This window comes from Campylobacter concisus (genome assembly GCF_902460675.1).
Classification (GTDB): Bacteria; Campylobacterota; Campylobacteria; order Campylobacterales; family Campylobacteraceae; genus Campylobacter_A; species Campylobacter_A concisus_AJ.
In genome coordinates, this window is record NZ_CABPUQ010000001.1 from 869,468 (window position 1) to 893,369 (window position 23,902).

The window sequence follows — 23,902 nt, forward strand, 5'->3', positions numbered from 1 at the left end:
TTTCTCCTTTATTAGTAGTTTTCATTTAAAATTTTAGCAAGCGTCTCTTTATCCACACTTTCATAAGCAAGCAGATACGAGCTGATCTTTGCGATTTGCTCGTTTGTGCCCTTTAAAAATGACATTATCTCATCTTTTGCTTGTTTTAAAATTTCTTCCACGTCGTTTGGATTTGGCACGAAAGAATTTCCCATACCATACTCATAAACCATCTTTGAAGCGATCTCTTTTGCTAAATTTAGATCGTTGCTTGAGTTTGAAAAGATGTCATTCTCATCTATCTCAAGCTTGCACATGCCAGAGATAAGCACCTTTATGCGTGAGAGCATCTGTGACTTTGACTCGATCTCTTGCTCAGTCGCCATAAAGCGGTCTTCTATGAGCGAAATTTTTTCAAATTTCACGTCAAACCAGTAAGCACTTAGCGCTTTTGCGCCTTGATAGATGGCTTGAATTTTCTTCTCGCTCTCGCTGTAGCTTAGCACCTTTTTTTTGCCGAGCAAAACCTTGTTTAAAACAGCTTCAAAGTCTCTCATCCTAAGCACGCTCTCGCCGTTTCTTAGGGCATTTATCGCGGCTTCATTTACAAGCGTGCTAAGAGCTGCACCAGAAAAGCCAACGCTCATCCTAGCGATATCTTCAGCTGGCACTTCGCAGTTTTTATCTTTTAGATATGTGTTTAGGATCGCCACCCTGTCGTTATAATCAGGCATTGATAAAAATATACGCCTATCAAAGCGGCCCGATCTAAGTAGCGCCTCGTCAATCATCTCGATCCTATTTGTAGCAGCTATGACGATGACGCCAGAATTGTCCTCAAAGCCGTCCATCTCGGTTAGCAGCTGATTTAGCGTGGCTTCTCTCTCGTCGTTTCTAGCCCCACCCCTGCTCTTGCCAACGGCGTCTATCTCGTCGATAAAGATGATTGAAGGTGCGTAGGATTTGGCTCTGCTAAAGAGCTCTCTAACCCTTTTTGCGCCCATGCCGACGTAAATTTGAACAAAACTTGCACCATTTTGATAAAAAAACGGCACATTTGCTTCACCTGCAACTGCCTTTGCCACAAGCGTCTTACCAACGCCTGGAGGGCCTATCATTAGCACGCCTTTTGGCATTTTGATACCAAAATTTCTATATTTTTGCGGATTTTTAAGAAAATCAACTATCTCACTAAGCTCGCTTTTGACCTCGCTAATGCCTGCCACATCGCTAAATCTCACGTTTGAGATAACTGGCATCGCATTTTGGTTTAGCACGCTTTCTATCTCAAAAGCGCCGTCTTTTTTGTTTAAAAGGCTCTCCTCTTTTTTCTTAATAGCCCTAAAAATATAGGAGTACCAAAGCACAAGGCAAACAAAGATGATGCTTCCCCAGACCATGCCAGGAGTGATATACTGCACGCTTCGCTCGACTGGGACCTTTTTGATGAGCTCTTTTATGTCTATGCCCTCTTTTATGATGGCAAAGCGGTTATTTTGCGCATAGAGGATGACCTCGTCTTCGTCGATGACCGCTTTATCGATGAAATTTCCATCCATTAGTTGCATATATTGCGAGTAGGTGATGTTTCGTGGCTCTTTGCTCACAGCAAAAAGTAGCGCTAGTATCAAAGCCGCAGCGGCTATCACTAGGATATTTTTCTTGTTAAATTTAAATTTTTGCATAATTGGTATCTGGCTTAATTTCATATTCGCTTACCTCCAACCACTCTTTTGTTATGTCGTTTTGACTAGAAATTTTAGCTTTGTTGTAAAACTGGTCAAAGCCCTCGTAAAAGTCGCCGTTTTTTTGCTCGACTAAAATTTTTAAAGTCCCGTTATGTTTTTTTCTAAAATTTTCATTATTTTGCAAAGCAATGCCTTGTAAAACTTTCAGCCTTGCCTTTGCCACATCACCGCTTACATCGCTTTTTAGCGTCGCTGAGTGCGTATCACGTCTAGGCGAATAGACAAAAGCGTGCAGATGCGTGATAGGAAATTTCTTGAAATTTTCCACCGCCTCTGCCCAAATTTCTTCACTCTCACCTGGATGGCCCACGATATAGTCAGTCCCCAAAGCAAAGCCAAGTGAGCTTAGCTCATTAAAAAGCTCTAAGTCGCTAAATGCGTTATTTCGCCTGCGCATGATCTTTAGCATCGCCTCGCTCGTGTGCTGAAGTGCGATGTGTAGATGACGCTCCAGCCACTCCTCTTTTAAAATTTCTCTAAAGCTTTCATCTATCTGGCTTGGCTCGATACTGCCAAGTCTTATGCGTCTGATGCCTGAAATTTTGCCTAAATTTGCTAGCAGTTTGCCAAGAGAGCTATTTGTATCTTTGCCGTAGCTGCCTATATTTGTGCCAGTTAGTACGAGCTCATTATAGCCATTTTGAGCTAAAATTCTAGCTTCTTTTAATATCATCGCCTCATCCATGCTCCTAGCTCTGCCACGCACTGATGGGATGATGCAGTAGCTGCAGTTAAAGTTGCAGCCCTCTTGAATTTTTATAAATGCCTTTGTGTGATTTTCGTAGTTTGTGACGATGTTTTTATCGACTGAGTTTAAATTTCCAAGCTCAAAAAAGGGCTTTTCTTGTTTTAAAAGCTCGTTTAGATCGCTCTTTTTGCTAGCTCCCAGCACTCCGTAAATTCCGCTATTAAACAGCTCTTTGCCTTTGCTAACTGCGCCACACCCTGTTAGTATGACCTTTGCACCACGTCTTTTTACGCCGTTTATGTAGTTTCTGACGCCGCTATCAGCCGAGTTTGTCACGGTGCATGAGTTTATGACTACGATATCAGCGCTCTCTTCGTCGTTTGTGATCTCATAGTCTTTGATGTAGCTCTTTAAAAGCTCGGTGTCGTAGATGTTTGTGCGGCATCCAAATGTTTTAAAAAATATCTTTTGCATTAGATATTTTCGCCCTCTTGCTCAGCGTGAGCTACATGATCGCTTGGCGTTTCTTTCTTGCCTATAAACATAGTTTGCGTTGGGTAAGCTATCTTTATATCATCGTGAGCTAAAAATGCCTCTATGATCTCAGCGCTTATCGTGCTTCTTAGAGCGAGCGTAGCGTATGAGTTGGACATATACCAGCATGAGATATTGATACCATAAGGCTCAAAAAATGTATAAATTCTTGGCTCTACGTTTGGATTTTTGATGCTATACTGGCTTCTTAGCTTGTTCATCTGACGTTTTGCGATGTCAGTGTAGCCTTTTGAATATTTTTTAACGATATTTTTTGCTAGATAGGCTGCCTTTTTGTGATTGCTATCAAAGCTTATCACGACATCTATGCCGTCCCAAACGGTCTTCATGCCGTAGTGCGAGTAGTTTGCGATAAGGTCTGTAAAGATATAGTTATTTGGCACAAAGATGATCCTACCTGCACGGCGATTTGTCTTATAAGTTGAGTAGCTAACGTCTTCAAAAACGGTTAGGCGAAGTAGCGAGATATCGATGACGTCGCCCACAAATTCGCTCCCGTCGTGATAGACCCTGACGCGATCGCCAACGTGGATCGTGCCGCCAAACATGATAACCATCCAACCAAGCATACTCATAAACATATCTTTCATCGCGATGGCGATACCAGCTGAGGCAAAACCTAGCACAGTGACTAGATATGTGACATTTTCGATGTATGAAAAGAGAAGTATTATGATGATAACGGTGATGTTTAGCACGTTTAAGAATTTATTGACCGTGTAAAATCTCTCGTTATCCGTGATCGTTCTTTTAACGATAAATTTAGCGATAAATGTTAATCCGATCGTTAGAAGTATGACGATGGCTGTGTAGCCCATGCTTAAAAACTGAGCCTTGATGTCAGAGGTCGTCAAATTTATCGCTTCATCAGCCCTTTTTTCATAGACGCTATAAGTGGTATCAGCGATCTGTTTTGCCGCTTTGAAGTCGCCTATCTCTTGTTTTACAAGGTTTAGACTTGCTCTATTTTGCTCGCTATCATCTATCAAATTTAGTCTATTTAGCAAATTTTCTTTTGCTTCAAGCTTCTCAAGCAAGGTGTCAAGCTCTTTGATGTGCCTTTGGTACTCGATCTTATCACTTCTTATCTTTTTGATGTATGAAAAGCCAGATACTAGCGCAACTGGGCTATTTATCCTAGGCGGCGTCTCCATTTCTGGGGCTGCTAGCATATTTGAAAATGGCGTTTTCTCATACTCTTTTAGCAAATTTATCTGCTCTTTTAGAGTTTGACTTCTCTTTATGAGATCGCCACCTCTTTTTGAGCCTTTATCAAGCTTTTTAAGCTCATTTTCATTTTGCTCTAGCTCATCAAGAAGCTTTTGATAGGTGTTGTAGTTGGCGTATCTTGTGATCCAGATGTTGTTTTTTAGGGAGTTATCTAAGTTTGAAATTTCTTTTATAAGCTCGCTATTTTGTAAATTTTGTGAGACATTTTGCTCAAGCGTAGCGTTTTCTTCAGCATAAAGCGCAAAGCAAAAAAGTAGAAAAACTAGGATCTTTTTCATTTAAATTCTCTCAAAGTTTCTAAAACATCCTCTTTTTTGACGTCATTTTTGATGAACGCACTGCCGATTTTATCTGCGATGATGAAATTTATCTTATCACCTTTTGTCTTTTTATCCATAAAAAACGCCTCGTAAAATGCATATTCATTTTCTATTTTGTAGCTTACAGGCAGATCAAATTTCACTAAAACCTGCTTGATCTCTTCTGCCTGCGCCTCACTCATGAGACCCAGTCTAACGCTTAGGCGATTTGCCATATTCATACCTATCGCCACTGCTTCGCCGTGTAAAAACTCCTTGTAATTTGTCTCATTTTCGATGACATGAGCGAAGGTGTGACCGTAGTTTAGGATGGCTCTTAGCCCCTTTTCTTTTTCATCTTGCTCAACCACTCTAGCCTTTAAATTTATTGATTTTTCAACCAGCTTAGCTAAATTTTCATCGTCTAAATTTACGCTCTTTAGCCAGTCAAACATCTCTTTATCAAAGGTTATCGCCATCTTTAAAGCTTCAGCCACGCCAGCTGCAAATTCTCTCTTTGGCAATGTTTTTAAGAAATTTATCTCGCAAAAAACTGCCTTTGGCTGATAAAATGAGCCTATTAAATTTTTACCAAATTTGTTATTTACGCCCGTTTTTCCGCCTACACTAGCATCGAGTTGTGCTAGAAGCGTGGTTGGGATATTAATGAAGCTTATCCCTCTTTCATATATGCTTGCCGCAAAGCCAGTCATATCGCTGATGACGCCACCGCCAAGGGCTATGAGCGTAGATGAGCGGTCAAATTTACTAACAAAAAGCTGCTCTAAAATTTGCTCTATCGTCTCAAGGTTTTTATACTCCTCGCCGTCTGGAACGCTTATGATAAATTTCTCATCACACTTTAAAACACTAAGTAGCTTTTCAAGGTGAAGCCCCGCCACTTTGGCGTTTGTGACGATGCCGACCTTGCCCTTTAGCTCTAATCTCTCAAGCTCGTTTATATAAATTTTATAGCTTGACGCCTTTTCCTTAAGGTTTAAATTTATCTGCATTTTCTACTCACTTACTGGCACAAAAAGCTGTGCGTTTTGGCTTAGTTTTTTATAAAGTCTATTTAAATTTGTCGATAAAAAGGCAAAGGCGCTACCATTTGCCACGCTCTTGCTAAACATCACAAAATGAAGCAGATCATTTGTGCCCTTTAGCTTCACTAGCGGGTTTTTGAGGCTGTGATTTTCTATCTTTATGCGCTTTGAAAAGAGCGTGCTAATGCTCTCAAAGTGCTCTTTTAGCGCCTCATCGTCGCTATGCTTGTTATCAAAATAGTAAAATCTCATCTCCAAATCAAGCTGTGCGCAGCAGTCTGTGATGATGGCTGATTGATTTTCCACCTCTTGGCTTTGATCGCCCAGTATCACGCCCTCTTTTACCTTTGAGAGCAAAATTTTACCCGTTTTTAGTACTGGGATTTTAAGCTCATAAAATAGCTTTTGAAATTTAAAAAAGTATTTATCATCGCTTATGATGAGTCCGATGTCGTGCTTTAAAACGTCATCTTTTATCGATTTATTGTCGCTGTTAAAATAATCCATCAAAACAAGGATATTTTTCTCTTTTATTGCCTTTAGCGTCTCTAAATTTTCGCCTAAAGTTGGGTTTATCACCCTAAAGATAAGGCGTTTGTTATTTAGCTTTGAATGCACATATAGGCTATCTTTTATTAGCTTGCCAACTCGCTCTTTGCTCATTGATCTCATGTCTATTAGAGTGTAGATGTTGCTGCCAAATGGACTTGGAAACTGCCCACTCTCGCGTTTTATCGAGCGATAAACGTTTTGAAGCACGTTTGGATCGCCAACGATTAGCAAGATATCGCTTGGCTGGATCATTGTGTTTGGCTTTGGCAAGATGATCTCAGCGCCCCTGTAAATAAGCGCTATCCGCCATCTTTTTTGAGCGATCGAGCTTACATGGCGATACATATATGAGCTGCCAATAGGCACCTTAACCTCCATGATCTCGCCCTCGCTAAAGCCGATATTATCAGCATATACAGGCATGTCTGGCAGATAGTCCATGAGCCTTGAAGCTGCGATATCTCTTATATCAACCACGCTTAGGTGCTTATCGCTTGCAAAAGTCTCCTTGCACTTTTCGTCTAGCTCCCACGAGTTCATGAAAATGGTCTCAGTCTTTGTGCTGATTTGTCTTAAATTTTCATAAACAGCAACCGCTTCATTTTTGTTCTCACTCACGATACAAAACTGGCTAAAATAGCCATCACTTATGCTCTTTAGCTTTGAAAGGCTCGTTGGGTCAAACTGATAAAATGTGAAATTTTCGTAATTTGCCTTTTGGCTGTGATCTTCGTTTGAAACAACGATGTAGTGGTGTAAATTTGACTTTGCTCCAAGAAGTCTATCTAAAAAATTTCTTGCAAAAGCTCCACCAGCGATTATTAAAATTTTCTTCATTAATTCTCCGTATTTTAAAGCCGCATTATAACAAAAGGTCTTTAAAATAAGCTATTTTTGGCTGTAAATTTAAACTTTCACAGCCAAAAAATTTAAGAAAATTTTAGTAGATTATTTCAGAGATTAAAGTATCGATAGCTGAATTTGCAGCCTTATTTATCGTCTCAAAAATGGTGCTTGAGCTTGGATCTGGGCAGAAAATTTCTTTTGTGATCATGCCTGATTTTAGCGAGGTATTTGCGTTAAATAGCTCATACGCTAGCGAAACTTCGGCCTTGTCGCCTCTTATTTGAAGTGAGATGATGCTAACTTTTAGCCTAAGATCTTTTGCATTTGGCGAAAATATCGGCTTTGCAGCGCAGTTTGAGTAAAGCCCTTTTACAAGCGACTTATAGATCATCTCGCTTGGCTCAGAGACAAATTTAGCATCGCTCAAATATCTTATCTTATTATTTTCAGCGACGATTAGTATCTTTCTGGTATCGACCATATCAAGGGCGCTTACGTTTTCTATAAAGACATTTTTTAGCTCTTTTTGCTTGTTTTCAGCCGAGCACTCTTTGTTTGAGTAGTGAATTTCATACATAGTTGCCATTGGCACATTGGTCTTTAGCGAGCAGCCAAAAAATAAAAATGCAGCCGCTAGAAAGATTAAATTTCTCATTTTTTATCTCCTTTGTCATTTGGCACTGGATTTGTGAAGAAAAACTCGTAAGGATTGTCCTCAAGTCTTTGAAGCGCACCTCTAAACTCACGTAGCGTCTTGTCAAATCCATTTAAAAACTCGCTAGCCTCTCTAAGAAGCGGTGAGACCGTGTTTCTAAGGTCATACTCGCCGTTTTTTACCTTTTGAGTGATGATATCTTGAAGCGAGCTATATCCAGTGACAGCCGAATTTGCTGATTTGAAAACTGAATTTGCACTGGCGATTAGTGTGTTTAAATTTTTAGTAAGCTCTTTTGTGTCGGTTTTGTTTAAACTATCGGTGAAATTTTTTACATTTTTAACGATGCTATCAACCTCGCTTAGACCATTTTCATCGGTTAAAACCTGTGTAAATTTATCGATATTTCTTAGGATTGACTCGATGTGAGAGATATTTTCAGCCGAGAAAAAGCCATCAACCTTATCAAGGGTTTGATTTATCTTTAAAGTGATGTTTTCAGCGTTGTTTCCAAGCTTTGAAAGAAGGCTCTCTTCAAGCTTTAAAATAGGCTTATCACCTGGTTTAAAATCCTTCGTGCCTCGGCTTATATTTATACTTGCTACGCCACTAATAGCCTGAACTTCGATGCTTGCTATGCTATCAGCCTTGATAGGCAGATCCTCTCTTATCTTCATCGTGATGTTTATAAGAGCGTTTTTATCATCGACAAAATTTATATCACTGACGCTTCCTGCTGGCACGCCGATAAATTTAACCGTAGAATCCACCTTTAATCCGCTTGGCAGTTCGCTTGTGTGGATGTAATACTCCTTAAAATCAACTTTCGTATTATTTTTGCTAGTCATCCACCAGATAAATATAGCAAATGCTGTAAGGCAGGCTATGAAAAACATGCCAACAATGGTATAAGAATTTCTATTTTCCATCTACTTTTTCCTCATTTTAAATAGCTCTTCAAGCGGGTTATTTTCAAGATGTTCAAGCTCTTTTATATCTCCCTCAAAGGCTATTTTTTTGTTATCTATTATCAAAAATCTATCCAAAATATCAAAAATACTATCAGCATCATGCGTCACCATGACGACTGTTACGCCGATACTATCACGAAGCTCTTTTATGAGCGCATCCATCTGGCGTGAGCTAACTGGATCAAGGCCGCTATTTGGCTCGTCCAAAAATAGCACCCTAGGACTTAGCACTAAGGCTCTTGCAAGCGCAGCACGCTTTTTCATACCGCCACTTAGCTCGCTTGGATAGAGCATAGAAACTTCTTTTTTAAGCCCAACTTTTTGTATCCAAAACATTGCTATCTCATCGATCTGACGCTTGTTAAATTTAGAGTACTCATGGAGCAAAACGCCCACATTATCAAGTATCGTCATCGAGCTATAAAGCGCTCCAAACTGAAACATAGTCCCACTTTTTAGCTTTATCTCTTGCTGCTCCTCTTGACTACTTTTCCACATATTAACGCCATCAAAGGTTATATCGCCCTTGCTTGGCTTTTTTAGGTATATCATCGTCTTCATAAGCGTCGTTTTACCAGCGCCACTACCGCCTAAAAAGCCGTAAATTTCAGCCTCTTTGATACTCCAGCTTACATTATCGTGCATTATCTTATCGCCATAACTTGTCGTTATGTTTTTTCCAACTATTATCTCGTTCATATCTTTAGCCACATAAAAATTATCGCAAAAAAGGCATCAAGCGCGATGACCCAAAATATCGCATTTACAACGCTAACCGTTGTCATAGCTCCAAGGCTTTGAGCATTTTGACTAACGCCAAACCCTCTCATGCAGCCAATGATCGCTATCACCGCGCCAAAAAACGGAGCCTTTATCATGCCAACAGCAAAGTGCCTAAGCTCGACCATCTCGCGAAATCTATTGAGATAATCGCTAAAGCTGATGTCAAGAATAGTTTGGCAAATGATCATCTGCCCTAAAATGCTTATGCCGTCAGCTATAAAGATGATGACTGGCACGCAAAGCACCATAGCGATGATGCGCGGCAGCACCAAGAAGTTAAATGGCTCAAAGCCCATCGTCTTCATCGCGTCTATCTCCTCAGTTAGCTTCATAGCGCCAATTTGCGCGGTAAAGCTGGAGGCCGACCTGCCTGCCACAACGATAGCAGCGATGAGCGGGGCCACCTCTCTAAGCGTTAGCATGCCCATGATCTCTACTATAAATATACTTGCCCCAAAGCTTGCAAGCATCGCACTACCAAGATATGCAAGCACGACGCCTATCAAAAAAGCGGTTAGCGAAACGATAAAAACGGCATTTACACCGCCATCTTTTATGTAGTTACTAAATTCTCTAAACCTTAAATTTGCAGGATTAAGGAAAATTTTGACGCTTTTTATCAAAAACTCACCCAAAAAAGAGCCAAACTCAACTAAATTTACAAAACCTTCACAAATTTTCTCTCCCAGCCTTGAGAAAAAATTTAGGCTATTGTGCGGTGGCATATATCTAAAGTCGATCTTCTCGTCATTTAAAAGATCGCCCATAGCCTTTATCTTTTCGTCGTTTGTAACGATCTCAAATTTCTTGCCATTTAGCGTATTTTTTAAAAGGATCAAAACAGCGTAATCAATGCTCTTTAGCTCGCTAAAGTCAAATTTAACATTGCCGTTAAGCTTTTGGATTTTTTTAAAGATGCTTTGTAAATTTTTTGCGTCTTTGTAGCTAAACTCGCCTGCAAATTTTATGGTCGCAGTGCCGTTTGCTTCTGTAAAAACGATATCATTTCTCTTTTGCAAAAAGTTCCTTTACCTTAAAATTTCTGGATTATATTATAAATTTTGTTAAAATAAAAAATCAAAAATTTTAAGGGACAAAGATGAAATTTGAAGTTATAAAAAAAGATGGCAACGCAAGACGCGGCATACTCACCACAGCCCACAGCGTGATACAAACGCCAGTTTTTATGCCAGTTGGCACGGTTGGCGCAGTTAAAAGCTTAGATGCCTTTGATATGAGTGAAATTTTAGACGCAAAGATCATTTTAGCAAACACCTACCACATGTATCTGCGCCCTGGCAGCAAGGTCGTGCGTGAGTTTGGCGGACTTCACGGCTTTTCTAAATTTGAGCGCTCGTTTTTAACAGATAGTGGCGGCTTTCAGGCGTTTTCGCTTAGGTCAAACACCAAAAACGACGATGGCGGGATAAAATTTAAAAGCCACATCGACGGCAGCACGCACTACTTCACGCCAAGATCCGTCCTTGACACGCAGTATGACCTAGGCAGCGACATCATGATGATACTTGATGACCTAGTCGCCTTGCCAGCCGAGCCAAAAAGGATAGGTCTCAGCATAAAACGGACGATAAAATGGGCAAAAGAGGCGATAGACTATCACAAATTTATGCAAAGCAAGGGCGTCGGCTTGCAGCAAAATATCTTTGGTATCGTTCAAGGCGGCACCGACTATGAGGCACGTAAATTTTGTGCGCAGGCCTTAAATGATATGCCATTTGACGGCCTTGCCATCGGCGGTTTAAGCGTTGGCGAGAGCAACGAGGCGATGTATGACACGGTTGAGGCGGTTATGCCATTTATGGATGAGCTTAGACCTCGCTACCTAATGGGCGTTGGCACACCAGAAGATTTGGTCGAAAACGTCGAGCGAGGGGTTGATATGTTTGACTGCGTTATGCCAACAAGAAACGCAAGAAACGGCACGCTTTTTACTAGCTTTGGCAAGATAAATATAAAATCAGCCCGCTTCATAAACGACCACTCGCCGATCGATCCAGCCTGCCAGTGCTACACCTGCAAGCGCTACTCCAGAGGCTATCTAAATCACCTTTTTAAGGCAAGAGAGCTCACGTTTTTTAGACTAGCAAGCCTTCACAACCTACACTACTATCTAAATTTAATGAAAGAGATGAGAGAGGCGATAGAGGCTGGCGAATTTGCTAAATTTAAGCGAAATTTCTACGCAAAAAGGAGCACAGATGAGCTATAAAAACGCACTTAGCGGATATTTTTATGGAGATGAGTTTGACTACATAACACTCATCTCATTATCGAAAAAGCAAGTTTTTAAATTTTTATTTAAAGATGGCAAAATTTACAAAGAAGATCTTGAGCATGAATGCGACAAAAGCACGTTTGAAGCAGCTATTAAGGGGATTTGTAACGAATATGCAAATAAAATTTTAGAGCATCAAGACGAGCTAAATGAATATGAGAAAATTTATGCTAGTCAGAGAAATCTTGAGAAATTTATAAAAAGACACCACTTTTTAAAGTATGAGATAAGGAAATTTCAAAATAGCATTTCGCACTTTTACGAAGCCCTTGCGATCTGCCAAAGCGAGCAACAAGGGCTTAAAAAAGAGCTTAAAAACAGCATCCATGAAGCAAGCGTCTTTAAAACCGTAGCCAACGAATACGCCTATAGAGTTGAAGATATCTATACATTTATACAAAGTGACAAAAACGACAAAATAAACAAAAATATCTACCTTTTGACGCTGCTTTCGGCGCTATTTTTACCGCTAAATTTAATAACTGGCTTTTTTGGTATGAATACAAATGGCATGTTTTTAAGCTCATTTAAAGATGGCACATTGATAGTTTTTGCCTTTATAGCGATGCTTTTCGTGCTATTTTTTATATTTTATTACAGATCAAACAAGGATATTAGTTAAATTTCATAGTAGGCTTGGCAAGTTGATCCAACCTGCCAAGTAAATTTGAAGTTATTTTTTCTTAATGATGATCTTCTCGCCATCGCTATCGATGGTGATCTCATCGCCACTTTCAAGCTCATCTTTTAAGATCATATCAGCGATCTTGTCTTCAACTAGCTCATAAAGCGCTCTTCTAAGAGGTCTTGCGCCATAAACTATGTCAAAGCCAGCTTTTGCGATAAATTTCTTAGCCTCTTCGTTTAAAACTGCCTTGATACCGCGGTTGTGAAGAGTTTTTTCAAGCTCTTTAAACATGATTTCTACGATAGATATCAAGCCTTGCTCATTTAGAGGATTAAAGATGATAGTATCATCAAGCCTATTTAAAAACTCAGGTTTAAAGTAGTTTTTAAGCTCGTTTTTAACAGCTACATCACGATCTTCGCCCTTTAGCTCCATTATGAAATTTGAAGCGATGTTTGAAGTTAAAATAATGATCGTGTTTTTAAAATCAACCGTCACACCTTTGTTATCAGTCGCGCGTCCATCATCAAGTATGCCAAGAAGTATGTTAAATACGTCCTTGTGAGCCTTTTCAACCTCGTCAAAAAGTATGACCGAGTATGGTCTTCTGCGAACTGCCTCTGTTAGCTGACCGCCCTCATCGTAGCCTACATATCCTGGAGGCGCACCAAGTAGCCTGCTCACGCTGTGTTTTTCCATATATTCGCTCATATCAAAGCGGATAAGTGCCTTCTCATCGTCAAATAAGAATTTAGCCAAAGCCTTAGCAGACTGAGTTTTGCCAACACCTGTTGGTCCAAGAAATAAAAACGAACCAATCGGCCTTTGACCTTCATTTAGTCCTGCTTTGTTTCTCTTAACAGCACGTGCAAGTGCGTGTAGTGCGTCATCTTGACCGACAACACTCTCTCTTAGATGCTCTTCGATGCGCAGATATTTCTCTTTTTCACTTGTTAGCATCTTTTTAACTGAAATTCCAGTCCATTTGCTCAAAATTTCAGCCACAAGCTCTTCATCGACTTGATTTTTAAGAAGCACACCCTCTTTTTTCATATGCTCCCATTTTTCTTCAAGCTCGTGTTTGTGCTTTTTGGCGTCTGCTATTTTGCCGTATTCTATCTCGGCAGCCTTTTGAAGATCGCCATTTCTTTTTGCTATCTCAGCTTGTGATTTTAAGCTATCGATCTCTTTTGTCGCTTTTGAAATTCCGCCAAAAACGGCCTTTTCGTTTTCAAATTTAGTATCAAGCGCTAGCTTTTTCTCATTTAGATCAGCTATCTCTTTTTCGATCTCGCCAAGTCTTTCTTTGTTTTTATCCGCATCCTCCATCTTTAGAGCTTCTTTTTCTACTTGAAGCGTTACGATCTCACGTTTTATCTTTGAAAGCTCGTATGGTTCGCTCTCTATTTGCATCTTAAGCTCAGCTGCTGCCTCATCTATAAGGTCTATCGCCTTATCCGGCAAGAAGCGGTTTGCGATGTAGCGGTCGCTTAGCCTTGCTGCGGCAACTAGCGCGCTATCAGTTATCGTGATGCCGTGATGAACTTCAAGACGCTCTTTTATACCACGTAAAATTTGCAATGCCTCATTTACACTTGGCTCTTTGACGTCTATTGGTTGAAAACGCCTTTGAAGTGCTGCGTCTTTTTCAAAGTATTTTCTATACTCTTTTAATGTCGTAGCACCAACAGCATGAAGCTCACCGCGTGCAAGAGCTGGTTTTAGGATATTTGCAGCGTCCATTCCACCCTCGCTAGCACCTGCTCCAACGATGGTGTGAATTTCATCTATAAAAAGTATGATGTTGCCAGCTTTTTTGACCTCGTCGATGACAGCTTTTAACCTATCTTCAAACTCGCCTCTATACTTTGCTCCAGCTACAACTGCGCTCATATCAAGTGCGATAACACGCTTGTTTGCAAGGCTTGTTGGCACATCGCGAGCCACTATCTTTTGAGCTAGCCCCTCAACGATAGCTGTTTTACCAACGCCTGGCTCACCAAGCAAGATAGGGTTATTTTTGCTCTTTCTTATTAAAATTTGCATCATTCTAGTGATCTCTTCATCACGTCCGATGACTGGATCAAGCTCTTTATTTAGGGCTTTTTGTGTTAGATCGATACCAAATTTCTCTAAGCTATCAAGAGTATCATCGCCAGTTTGGCTATCTATCTTTTTACCGCCTCTTATGCTCTCAAGGTTCTTTTTGATCTCTAAGATATCGCAAAATTTGCTTAAAATTTGTTTGATCTCACTAAGCTCAAGAGCCGAGATGATCCAAGTATCAACAGCTATGTAGCTATCGCCCATGCTTACCATTAAAGCTTTTGCATTTTCAAGCGAATTTATAAGCTCTCTTGAAACTGAAACATTATCTTTTGTAACGTTTGAGCTGCTTGGGAGTGACGAGATCTTGCTTTTTACCTCAAGCTCGACTGCGTCTTTGCTTATGTTCATCTTATTAAATACTTGATTTAAAATAGAATTGCTATCAGCGAGCAAAGCCCAAAAGACGTGAAGTGGCACAACTTGTGGATTTTTAGAAAAGATCGCTAAGCTAACGCCTTTTTCAAGTGTCTCTTGCATCTGTGCTGTTAAATTTTCTGTTATGTCAGCCATTAAAGCTCCTTAAGTTATTTTATAATGGCGGCATTATATAACTTTAGTCTTATATTGTCAAGTATTTTTATAGCCTTTGTCACTCTTTTTATATAATTGCTAAAATTTGCTGTTATAAATTTGTGTTAAAAATAGACAAAAGCTAAAAATATAAGGTTAAATTTATGCTTTTTTTAGCCAAATGTTAATAAAATTAAGCCAAAAAATATAGGAGATATTTTGAATAAATTTACTAGATCTTTTGCGCTAAAAATAACAGGCGCCCTACTCATCTCAAGCGTAGCAGTAAATGCACTTTTTGCTAAAACTGAAGATGAGGCGAGTGCAAAACTTGAAGCACTTTCAAAACTTACAAAAACCATCTCAACTGTTGAAAAATACTACGTTGATGACATTAAATTTAAAGAGATAATCGACAAAGCCATCGCTGGTTTGATGCAAAATTTAGACGCTCACTCAAGCTTTTTAAACGAAAAAGCATATAAAGATATGCAGGTGCAAACAAGCGGAGAATTTGGCGGACTTGGCATAACAGTTGGCATGAAAGATAGCGCACTAACCGTTATATCGCCTATCGAGGACACTCCAGCTGATAAAGCAGGCATAAAAGCAGGCGATATCATTTTAAGGATCGATGGCAACTCAACTATCGGCACAACGATAGATGAAGCCGTAAATAAGATGCGCGGCAAGCCAAAAACTCCGATAACAATTACAATTTTGCGAAAAGGCGAGCAAAAGCCATTTGACGTAAAGATCATAAGAGATCTTATAAAGGTTGAGTCTGTCTATGCAAAAATGATAGAAAATGAAAACATCCTTTATATACGCGTCACAAATTTTGACAAAAACGTCGTTACAAAGGTCAAAGATGCTATCAAAGAGCATCCAAAAGCAAATGGCATCATACTTGATCTTAGAAACAACCCTGGCGGTCTTTTAAATCAAGCTGTCGATCTAGTGGATCTTTTCGTAGATAATGGCATCATCGTATCTCAAAAAGGTCGTGATGCATCTGAAAATGTAGAGTATAAAGCAAGTGCTAGCAAAACCTTATCAAAACTCCCACTTGTTGTCCTTGTAAATGGCGGAAGCGCAAGTGCTAGCGAGATAGTAAGTGGCTCACTGCAAGATCACAAGCGTGCGGTGATAATTGGCGAAAACACATTTGGCAAAGGCAGCGTTCAGGTGATCTTACCAATAGACGACACTGAAGCTTTAAGACTAACCATTGCAAGATACTACTTGCCAAGCGGTAGAACTATCCAAGCTGTTGGCGTAACACCTGATGTAGTCGTGCATCCTGGCAAAGTGCCACAAAGCGATGATAGTGCATTTAGCATCAAAGAGAGCGAACTAAAAGCACACCTAAAAAGCGAGCTAAACAAGATAAATCCAACAAGCGAAGGCAATAAAACTGAAGCAAAAGATGATAAAAACATAATCACACAGAAAAAAGTCGATGAGGATATTCAGTTAAAAACAGCGATTGATACGATCAAAATTTTAAAGATAAAACAACAATAATCTAAAGGAGAACAACATGCAAAAAAGAGAGCTTATCTACGAGGGAAAAGGCAAGAAAATGTACGCCACAGACGATCCAAATCTACTTGTGGCTGAATTTAAAGACGACCTAACAGCATTTGACGCTCAAAAAAGAGGCAACGAAGCTGGCAAAGGCGCACTAAATAACAAAATCTCTACTCAGCTTTTTAAACTACTAGAGAGCAAAGGCATCGTGACTGACCTAGTTGAGACCATCAGCGACACTGAGCAAGTGGTCAAAAAATGCGAGATCATACCTCTTGAAGTTGTTGTGAGAAATATCGCAACTGGCTCACTTAGCAAAAGGCTTGGCATAAAAGAAGGCACAGTTCTACCTTTTACACTTGTTGAGTTCTACTACAAAAATGACGATTTGCACGATCCACTTGTTACTGACGAGCACTGCATCATCATGGGGCTAGTAAAAAGTGAAAAAGACCTTCAAACCCTAAGACACACAGCAAGAGAGATCAACTCTATCTTATTTAAATTCTTTGCAGAGAGAAATTTAAAACTAGTTGATTTCAAAGTCGAATTTGGTATCGACAAAGATGGCAACATCATCTTAGCTGACGAGATAAGCCCTGATAGCTGCAGATTTTGGGATGCGACAACAAACGAAAAACTTGACAAAGATAGATTTAGACAAGACCTTGGTAGCGTAAAAGTAGCTTACGAAGAAGTTTTAAGAAGAATTCTTTCTTAAGGACAAAGATGAAAGCTGTCGTAAATATAGCATTAAGAAGCGGGGTCTTAGACCCTGCTGGTAAGGCAGTGGAGCACGCGCTAAATTCACTTGGATTTAGCGGCGTGTCAAATGTCAGGATAGGCAAACAAATCGTTTTAGACATCGACGAGAGCGATAAAAACAAAGCAAAAGAGCAGCTAAAAGTGATGTGTGAAGAGCTTCTAGCAAACACCGTCATCGAAGACTACGAGATCGTGCTATGAAAGTAGCGATCATACTTTTTCCCGGCACAAACTGCGAAGAAGACACAGCTCACGCCTTTGGGCTACTTGGCTGCCAAACGCAGATCATCTGGCACAAAGAAGATAAGATCGATGCTGATCTAATCGTTTTACCTGGTGGTTTTAGCTACGGCGACTACCTAAGAACGGCTGCGATAGCTAAATTTAGCCCAGCGATGCAAGCTGTAAAAGAGCATGCGAAAAAAGGTGGCTACATTTTAGGAATTTGCAATGGCTTTCAGATGCTTCTTGAGCTTGGACTTTTAAAAGGTGCGATGAGAAGAAATGAAAATTTAAATTTCGTCTCAAAATACCACCATCTAAAAGTGATCTCAAATAGCAATAAATTCCTAGCAAATTTAGCCAAAGACGAAGTAGTAAATATCCCTATCGCTCACGGCGAGGGCAACTACTATACCGACAAAGATACGCTAAAAAGCCTATATGATAACGAGCAAGTCCTGCTAAAATACTGCGACAGCCACGGCAATGAGATAAATCCAAATGGCTCAGTTGATAGTATAGCTGGGATTTGCGATGAGAGCAAAAAGATCTTTGGTCTTATGCCTCACCCAGAGCGCGCTTGCGAGAAAATTTTAGGCACAGATGATGGCATGAAGATGTTAAAAGGGCTAGTTTGGTAAAACGAACACTTTTTATCGCCCTACTCGCGCTAAATTTATTTGCCGCAAACACTGATGAAGTCAGCGTTTTTGACATGATGGATGAGGCAAGAGAGGATAAATTTGTAAATAGCCAAGCATCAAAGCCGCAAGCAAAGACTCCAAGCGAAGAAGATATATCAAGAAAACTCGTCTCTCCACGCTCTATCGCCCCACAGCCAGAGCGTATCACTCCAGAGCAGATGCGAAATATCGTCCCGACAAACGAACCAGACATCAGCGTCCCTGACAATCAAGTCTATGACAAGATCAAGATAAAAGACCTCCTTTTAAAAGCGACAAATATCCCTAAAAATGTCGTAGTAGGAGAAATTTTTAGCGTTGAGATCGTGGCTGATACGCAAAGTGACCTTGAGTTTGAGTTTGAGACACAGCTTGATGAGACAAATATCAAATGGCTAAATAAGAAGAATTTTCAATGGGTAAAAGGCGATGAAAACAAATACATCGGCACTTTCTACCTTGAAGCAACAAGCATTGATGCAAAGACTTTACGAGTTAGCTTGGATCTAAAAAGAAATGGCGAGAACTATCAAAACTCAAACATAAATATCTTTTTACCAAAGCTAAAAGAGCTTAGAAGTGACGAAAACTACAACCACATCGTCGCTGATAACCTTGAGGTAAAGAAATTTAAAACGACTAAATTTGATGATATAAACAACATCATGGTCGTTGAAATTTACGGCAACAATGTCGATCTAAGCGCCTTTAATATCGAAAACAAAACGATCCTAAAGCAAGGTGTAGATACAATAAACGGCGACTTTAACTCGCAAAGTGCATATTATTTTGCAGTATTTAAGCCAAACAAAAAGACGCTTGACTTTAACTACTACAACCTAAAAAAAGCTAAATTTGAGAGCTTTTCACTGCCTGTGAGCGTCGAAGAGGACGAAGTTAGCACGCAAATCGGGCTAAATCCAAAACAAAGCGAATTTAGCACTTACAAAGATATCACGATCTACTCTTTGGTCGCTATCTTTATCTTGCTAGCGATCTGGCGAAGAAAGCTAAGCTACTTTTTTGTGGCAGCTGTCTTTATCGCACTTGGGATTTACACTTACAATCCTTTTGGCAAAGCAGTGCTTAAGCCAGATGTGAGCGTCACTATCTTGCCAACTAAAAATTCAACCGTTTTTTATACATCTCGTAAAAACGAAAATGTTGAAATTTTAGACACAAAAGACGACTACTCAAAAATTTTATTCGCAGATGGCAAAATCGGCTGGGTAAGAAAGGGTGATCTTGTCAAAAATTAGAGCTTTTTTCTTTTCTATTGAATTTGTGATAAGCGTCGTTATTGTCGTATTTTTTATGTGGCTCTTTAACTCTAAAAATAGAGCCATAAGAAAATTTTGGGGCAGATCGCAGAGATTTTTTGGCGGATATAATCTTGAAGTGATCGGTAAATTTAGCGACGAAGCAAATATCTTGCTGATAAATCACCAAAGCATGCTTGATATCATCGCACTTGAAGAGATCCATCCTAAAAATATATGCTGGATCGCAAAGGCACAGATAGGTAAGATCCCGATCATCGGTAAAATTTTGAGCCTTCCTAAGATGATAGCAGTCGAGCGAGAAAATAAGCACTCGCTAATAAAGCTTTTAAGCGAAGCAAAAGACAGAGTAGAAAATGGCCGTGTTTTAGCGATATTTCCAGAAGGCACAAGGTCTCAAACCAAAGAGCTACTACCATTTAAAGGTGGCGCAAAGTTGCTAGTTGAAAAGCTAAATTTAAAGGTTCAGCCTATCGTGATCGTTGGAAGCGATGCGATGAAAGTGAAAGAATTTAGCTTTAAAAAGGCTGACATCAAGCTCTTTTGCCTTGATCTAGTCGATACCTCAAAACAAAACTGGCTAGAGGCGACTAGAGAGAGCATGCAAAAAGTCTTAGACGAAAATAGAAAATAAATTTAGCTTTGTAAATTTACAATTTAAAATTTACATTTTAAGTAGCCACCATAAAGAGTTAAAATTAATAAGCGATAAAGCAAATGTTGATGTGATATTACTTTGTAAATTTATACAAATCATATTAGTAAAATTTTACTCGCCAGCAATTTGTTTGATATCTTTTATAAGTTTTTTGTATATCAACGCATGTGTCCAAATTTGCTTTTACCACCATGGGCAAGAACCAATTCACGCAGTAGATGGACTTGCTCCCTATATCGTTAAGTACAAAAATTACTACATCTTATAACACTTTGCTCATATTAGTTCAGCCATTTTATTATGAGCGTTAAATTTTATTTAAATCTAATGCTTAAATTAGATCTCTTGCTGGATATTTTTATTAGCCATAAATATGGTTTGTGATTGCGGTGAAATAAAACAATAGAAAAATTTAAATTATAGAAGTACGACAACTATTTGGCGGAGAGCTCCGCCAAATTTAGTTTTTCTTGAAAAATCTCAATATCTTTGCTTGTAGTTTAAACTGCTCTGAAAGCTCCATTATCGGATAAGCTCCAGCGTATTTTTTGCCGCCAGGTAGGTCTTTACTAACGCCTCCACGTGCAGCGATCTGCGCAAAGTCGCCAACTTTTACGTGGCCAGCTGAGCCACTTTGTCCGCCCATGACGACGTTTCTGCCTAGCACTGTTGAGCCAGCAAGTCCAGTTTGTGAGACGATGAGGCAGCCATTTCCAAGCTCGCAGTTGTGGCCTATTTGAACGAGATTATCTATCTTTGTGTAGTTTGCGATCATCGTGCTTTCAAAAACGCCACGATCTATCGTCGTGCAAGCGCCGATCTCGACAAAATCACCCAAAACAACATTGCCGTTGTGATAAATTTTCACATGCTCGCCAGTTTTTGTATGCGCATAGCCAAAGCCGTCGCTGCCGATGACGCAGTTTGCTAGCAGGTGGCACTCGTTGCCGATGACGCAGTCATTATAGATGACGACGTTTGGGTGGATGATGCAGTTTTTACCAATAGTTACGTTATCGCCTAAAAACGCTCCAGCCATCACTATTGTGTTTTCGCCAACGCTCACGTTTGAGCCGATATAGACATTTGGCATTATAGTGGCACTCTGGGAGATATTTGATGGTTTTGGCTCGCAAAAAAGCGGCTTAGCGTAAATTTTACTAAGGATGGCAAATGCAAGATGCGGGTTGTCGCACACAAGCGCTACCATGCCAGCTGGCACTAGGTCTAAAAGCGATTTTGTCACCAAGATAGCTCCAGCGTTTGAAGTGCTTATAAATTTGGCATTTTTCTCGCCATCGCAGTATGTTAGCTCAGCTTTATTTGCATTTTTTAAAGAATTTAGAGCAAAAATTTCAAGATCTTCTCCGCTAAAAGTAGCATCTACTTTTAAGGCTATTTCGCTTAGTTTCATCATATATCCATTATCACAGATCCGCCGCGCACGACGTCAACTGGGTTAAATTTCTTTATCGATTTTAAAAAGCTCTCTATCCTGCTCGCATCGTCAGCCACCATGACGACGATGTAGTTTTCGTTTGTATTTGTGACGATGCCGTTGTATGACTTTAGTATCGCCTCAAGGCCTGCAAAATTTTCGCCAAGCGGGATTTTCACAAGTGCCATCTCTTTTTCGACAAATTCGCCACTTTCTATGACTTTATATGTCGGGATAAGCTTGTGAAGCTGTTTTACGATCTGCTCTAAAACCCTCTCATCGCCGCTTGTGACGATGCTTAGCCTTGAGAAGTTGCTCTCAGGTATCGGAGCGACTGTGAGTGTGTCGATGTTGTAGCCCCTGCCCGCAAAAAGCCCAGAAATCCTAGCCAAAACGCCATGTTCATTTAAAACTATAACCGAAATCGTTCTTCTGATACTCATTTTTCTTCCTTGCTCTTTAATATCATATTATAAATCGCAGCCCCAGCTGGAACCATAGGAAGCACGTCCTCAAAGCGGTCAATCCTTACGTCGATAAGAGCTGATTTTTTACTCTTGATCGCCTCTTTTAAAGCCTTTTTAAACTCATCTTTGCTCTTGCAAACAAAGCCAACACCACCAAATCCCTCAGCGATCTTGACAAAATCAGGCTGCAAACTAAGATCAGTCGATGAGTAGCGCTTTTCATAGAAAAATGTCTGCCACTGGCGCACCATACCTAAGAAATTGTTGTTTAAGATGATGTTTATGACAGGAACATTTGTCTCATAAGCGGTCATTAGCTCTTGGATATTCATAAGTATCGAGCCATCTCCTGTGAAATTTACAACCAAATGCTCAGGCATCGCACACTTTGCGCCGATCGCTGCAGGGAGGCCGTATCCCATCGTGCCAAGGCCACCACTTGTGACAAGCTGCCTTGGGCGGTTAAATGGATAAAACTGCGCCACCCACATCTGGTGCTGACCGACATCAGTTGCGATGATAGCCTCAGAGCCAACTATCTTTGCGGTCTCTTCAACTACCCATTGAGGCTTTAAAACCTTGTCGCTATCTGTGTAGCCAAGTGGATTTAGCTTTTGATATCTATCTAAAATTTCTCTCCAAGGCGCATAGTTTTTAGGCTCACCTTTCACCTCTTCATAAAGCTCGCTTAACACGTTTGTAAGGTCGCCAACTATCGGATAGTGAGCGTTTATGATCTTTGAGATAGAGCTTGGATCGATGTCGATATGAATGATCTTAGCATGTTTAGCAAACTCGTCAGTTTTGCCTGTGACCCTATCGCAAAATCTAGCGCCAAGCGATATGAGAAGGTCACACTCGCTAAGAGCCATATTTGAAGCGTAGCTGCCATGCATGCCTGCCATGCCTAAATTTAGCTCATCTTTTGCATCAAGCACGCCAAGAGCCATAAGCGTCTCGACCGCTGGTATGCCAGTCTTTTTCATAAATTTACGTATGATCTCGCTTGCATTTGATGCGACCGCGCCGCCGCCTATATAAAGAAGCGGCCTTTTAGCCTCATTTATCGCAGCTGCAGCTTTTTTGATCTGCTTAGAGTTGCCTTTGTATGTCGGCTTGTAGCTTGGGATAGAAATTTCTTTTGGATAGACAAAGTCGCCAAGCCTTGAAGTGACGTTTTTTGGGATATCGATGTGAACTGGTCCTGGGCGGCCTGATCTTGCGATGTAAAACGCCTCTTTTATGATGCGAGGTAGCTCCTCGACGCTATTAACCAAGAAGTTATGTTTGACACAGGGGCGCGAAATGCCGACTGCATCGATCTCTTGAAAGGCATCTGTGCCGATCATAAAGGTTGGTACTTGACCACTTATAAGCACAACTGGGATACTGTCGCTATAGGCTGTGGCAAGACCAGTGACCGCGTTTGTAAAGCCAGGACCACTTGTCACAAAAGCCACACCAACTTTGCCGCTAACCCTAGCGTATCCGTCTGCTGCGTGAACGGCTGCTTGCTCGTGGCGAACCAAGACGTGTTTAAAATAAGTTTGTTTATATGTCTCGTCGTAGATATTTAAAGCTGCACCGCCAGGATAGCCAAAAACTATCTCAACGCCCTCTTCGTGCAAGGCTTCGCTTATCATCTGTGAACCAGAAATTTGTTTTATCATCACTTTAGCCTTTTGATAAATTTATCGCAAATTATATCCCAAAGCATTTTAAATCCATTTTAACTTTTTAGCGAAATTTGGGCGTTATCTTAAATTTCTTGAAAAAAATTTGAGTTAAAAAAGTGAAAAATACAAAATATTTTACATATATTTATGCATATTATTTTTAGTATTTTGATAAATTTGGCAAATTTAGAAAATAGGTAGAGGGGCGCCAACCAAGCCAACCAAGCCAACCAAGCCAACCAAGCCAACCAAGCCAACCAAGCCAACCAAGCCAACCAAGCCAAC

At 40.2% G+C, this 23,902-nt stretch carries 21 protein-coding genes; 8 read left to right on the plus strand and 13 right to left on the minus strand.

Going from position 1 to position 23,902, the window contains the following annotated elements; genetic code table 11:
• Positions 1–11: 11 nt before the first annotated feature.
• From F3G88_RS04225 to F3G88_RS04265, 9 genes are all read right to left on the minus strand, one after another.
• Positions 12–1,664: an ATP-dependent metallopeptidase FtsH/Yme1/Tma family protein gene (locus tag F3G88_RS04225; protein ID WP_149715444.1), complete on the minus strand. Its 1,653-nt coding sequence runs from the start codon at positions 1,662–1,664 to the stop codon at positions 12–14.
• Positions 1,651–2,889 carry a tRNA (N(6)-L-threonylcarbamoyladenosine(37)-C(2))-methylthiotransferase MtaB gene (gene mtaB / locus F3G88_RS04230; protein ID WP_149715445.1) on the minus strand — a complete coding sequence of 413 codons (1,239 nt, stop codon included), beginning with the start codon at positions 2,887–2,889 and terminating at the stop codon, positions 1,651–1,653. Before mtaB ends, F3G88_RS04225 begins: the two co-directional genes overlap by 14 nt.
• The gene (locus tag F3G88_RS04235) at positions 2,889–4,478 is read right to left on the minus strand and encodes a mechanosensitive ion channel domain-containing protein (RefSeq protein WP_103573081.1); all 1,590 of its coding nucleotides are present in this window, start codon (positions 4,476–4,478) and stop codon (positions 2,889–2,891) included. Before F3G88_RS04235 ends, mtaB begins: the two co-directional genes overlap by 1 nt.
• Positions 4,475–5,512, minus strand: coding sequence for a 3-dehydroquinate synthase (gene aroB / locus F3G88_RS04240; protein WP_148786855.1), 1,038 nt, complete (start codon positions 5,510–5,512; stop codon positions 4,475–4,477). Before aroB ends, F3G88_RS04235 begins: the two co-directional genes overlap by 4 nt.
• A 3-nt stretch (positions 5,513–5,515) precedes the next feature.
• Positions 5,516–6,934, minus strand: coding sequence for a COG3400 family protein (locus F3G88_RS04245; RefSeq protein WP_149715446.1), 1,419 nt, complete (start codon positions 6,932–6,934; stop codon positions 5,516–5,518).
• Positions 6,935–7,037: 103 nt separating this feature from the next.
• Positions 7,038–7,598: an ABC-type transport auxiliary lipoprotein family protein gene (locus F3G88_RS04250; RefSeq protein ID WP_149715447.1), complete on the minus strand. Its 561-nt coding sequence runs from the start codon at positions 7,596–7,598 to the stop codon at positions 7,038–7,040.
• On the minus strand, positions 7,595–8,527 hold the full coding sequence (locus F3G88_RS04255) for an MlaD family protein (RefSeq protein ID WP_149715448.1): 933 nt from the start codon (positions 8,525–8,527) through the stop codon (positions 7,595–7,597). The genes F3G88_RS04250 and F3G88_RS04255 overlap by 4 nt, the downstream gene beginning before the upstream one ends.
• Positions 8,528–9,268: an ABC transporter ATP-binding protein gene (locus tag F3G88_RS04260; RefSeq protein WP_149715449.1), complete on the minus strand. Its 741-nt coding sequence runs from the start codon at positions 9,266–9,268 to the stop codon at positions 8,528–8,530.
• Positions 9,265–10,371: an MlaE family ABC transporter permease gene (locus F3G88_RS04265; protein WP_149715450.1), complete on the minus strand. Its 1,107-nt coding sequence runs from the start codon at positions 10,369–10,371 to the stop codon at positions 9,265–9,267. Before F3G88_RS04265 ends, F3G88_RS04260 begins: the two co-directional genes overlap by 4 nt.
• An 80-nt stretch (positions 10,372–10,451) precedes the next feature.
• Here F3G88_RS04265 and tgt point away from each other — a divergent pair, with 80 nt between their 5' ends.
• Positions 10,452–11,582, plus strand: coding sequence for a tRNA guanosine(34) transglycosylase Tgt (tgt, locus tag F3G88_RS04270; RefSeq protein WP_149715451.1), 1,131 nt, complete (start codon positions 10,452–10,454; stop codon positions 11,580–11,582).
• The gene (locus F3G88_RS04275; RefSeq protein ID WP_149715452.1) at positions 11,572–12,270 is read left to right on the plus strand and encodes a CorA family divalent cation transporter; all 699 of its coding nucleotides are present in this window, start codon (positions 11,572–11,574) and stop codon (positions 12,268–12,270) included. Before tgt ends, F3G88_RS04275 begins: the two co-directional genes overlap by 11 nt.
• A gap of 51 nt (positions 12,271–12,321) precedes the next feature.
• Here F3G88_RS04275 and F3G88_RS04280 read toward each other — a convergent pair whose 3' ends face one another.
• Complete coding sequence (locus F3G88_RS04280; RefSeq protein WP_149715453.1) at positions 12,322–14,895, minus strand: ATP-dependent Clp protease ATP-binding subunit; 2,574 nt, start codon at positions 14,893–14,895, stop codon at positions 12,322–12,324.
• Between the two features lie 252 nt (positions 14,896–15,147).
• Between F3G88_RS04280 and F3G88_RS04285 the strand changes: the two genes are divergently transcribed.
• Genes F3G88_RS04285 through F3G88_RS04310 form a run of 6 tightly spaced genes read left to right on the plus strand, consistent with a single transcriptional unit; the run spans position 15,148 to position 20,012 of the window.
• Complete coding sequence (locus tag F3G88_RS04285; RefSeq protein WP_223228762.1) at positions 15,148–16,422, plus strand: S41 family peptidase; 1,275 nt, start codon at positions 15,148–15,150, stop codon at positions 16,420–16,422.
• A 16-nt stretch (positions 16,423–16,438) separates the two neighbouring features.
• Positions 16,439–17,149 carry a phosphoribosylaminoimidazolesuccinocarboxamide synthase gene (purC, locus tag F3G88_RS04290; RefSeq protein WP_009293856.1) on the plus strand — a complete coding sequence of 237 codons (711 nt, stop codon included), beginning with the start codon at positions 16,439–16,441 and terminating at the stop codon, positions 17,147–17,149.
• 8 nt (positions 17,150–17,157) lie between these two features.
• A complete protein-coding gene (gene purS / locus F3G88_RS04295; protein WP_009293857.1) occupies positions 17,158–17,394 on the plus strand; it encodes a phosphoribosylformylglycinamidine synthase subunit PurS in 237 nt (78 codons plus the stop codon).
• Positions 17,391–18,056 (plus strand): phosphoribosylformylglycinamidine synthase I, encoded by a 666-nt coding sequence (gene purQ, locus F3G88_RS04300; RefSeq protein ID WP_149715454.1) that lies wholly within the window; start codon positions 17,391–17,393, stop codon positions 18,054–18,056. Before purS ends, purQ begins: the two co-directional genes overlap by 4 nt.
• Positions 18,050–19,357 carry an SH3 domain-containing protein gene (locus F3G88_RS04305; RefSeq protein WP_103558135.1) on the plus strand — a complete coding sequence of 436 codons (1,308 nt, stop codon included), beginning with the start codon at positions 18,050–18,052 and terminating at the stop codon, positions 19,355–19,357. Before purQ ends, F3G88_RS04305 begins: the two co-directional genes overlap by 7 nt.
• Positions 19,338–20,012 carry a lysophospholipid acyltransferase family protein gene (locus tag F3G88_RS04310; RefSeq protein ID WP_223228728.1) on the plus strand — a complete coding sequence of 225 codons (675 nt, stop codon included), beginning with the start codon at positions 19,338–19,340 and terminating at the stop codon, positions 20,010–20,012. The genes F3G88_RS04305 and F3G88_RS04310 overlap by 20 nt, the downstream gene beginning before the upstream one ends.
• 484 nt (positions 20,013–20,496) lie before the next feature.
• Here the strand turns inward: F3G88_RS04310 and lpxD are convergent, their stop codons facing one another.
• From lpxD to F3G88_RS04325, 3 genes are read right to left on the minus strand one after another with little or no spacing between them, the layout of a single operon-like run.
• Positions 20,497–21,450, minus strand: coding sequence for a UDP-3-O-(3-hydroxymyristoyl)glucosamine N-acyltransferase (lpxD, locus tag F3G88_RS04315; protein WP_149715456.1), 954 nt, complete (start codon positions 21,448–21,450; stop codon positions 20,497–20,499).
• Entirely contained in the window at positions 21,450–21,911 is a 462-nt protein-coding gene (gene ilvN, locus F3G88_RS04320) for an acetolactate synthase small subunit (RefSeq protein WP_223154204.1), read from the minus strand. Before ilvN ends, lpxD begins: the two co-directional genes overlap by 1 nt.
• 2 nt (positions 21,912–21,913) lie before the next feature.
• Complete coding sequence (locus F3G88_RS04325) at positions 21,914–23,608, minus strand: acetolactate synthase large subunit (RefSeq protein WP_223228763.1); 1,695 nt, start codon at positions 23,606–23,608, stop codon at positions 21,914–21,916.
• Positions 23,609–23,902: the final 294 nt, after the last annotated feature.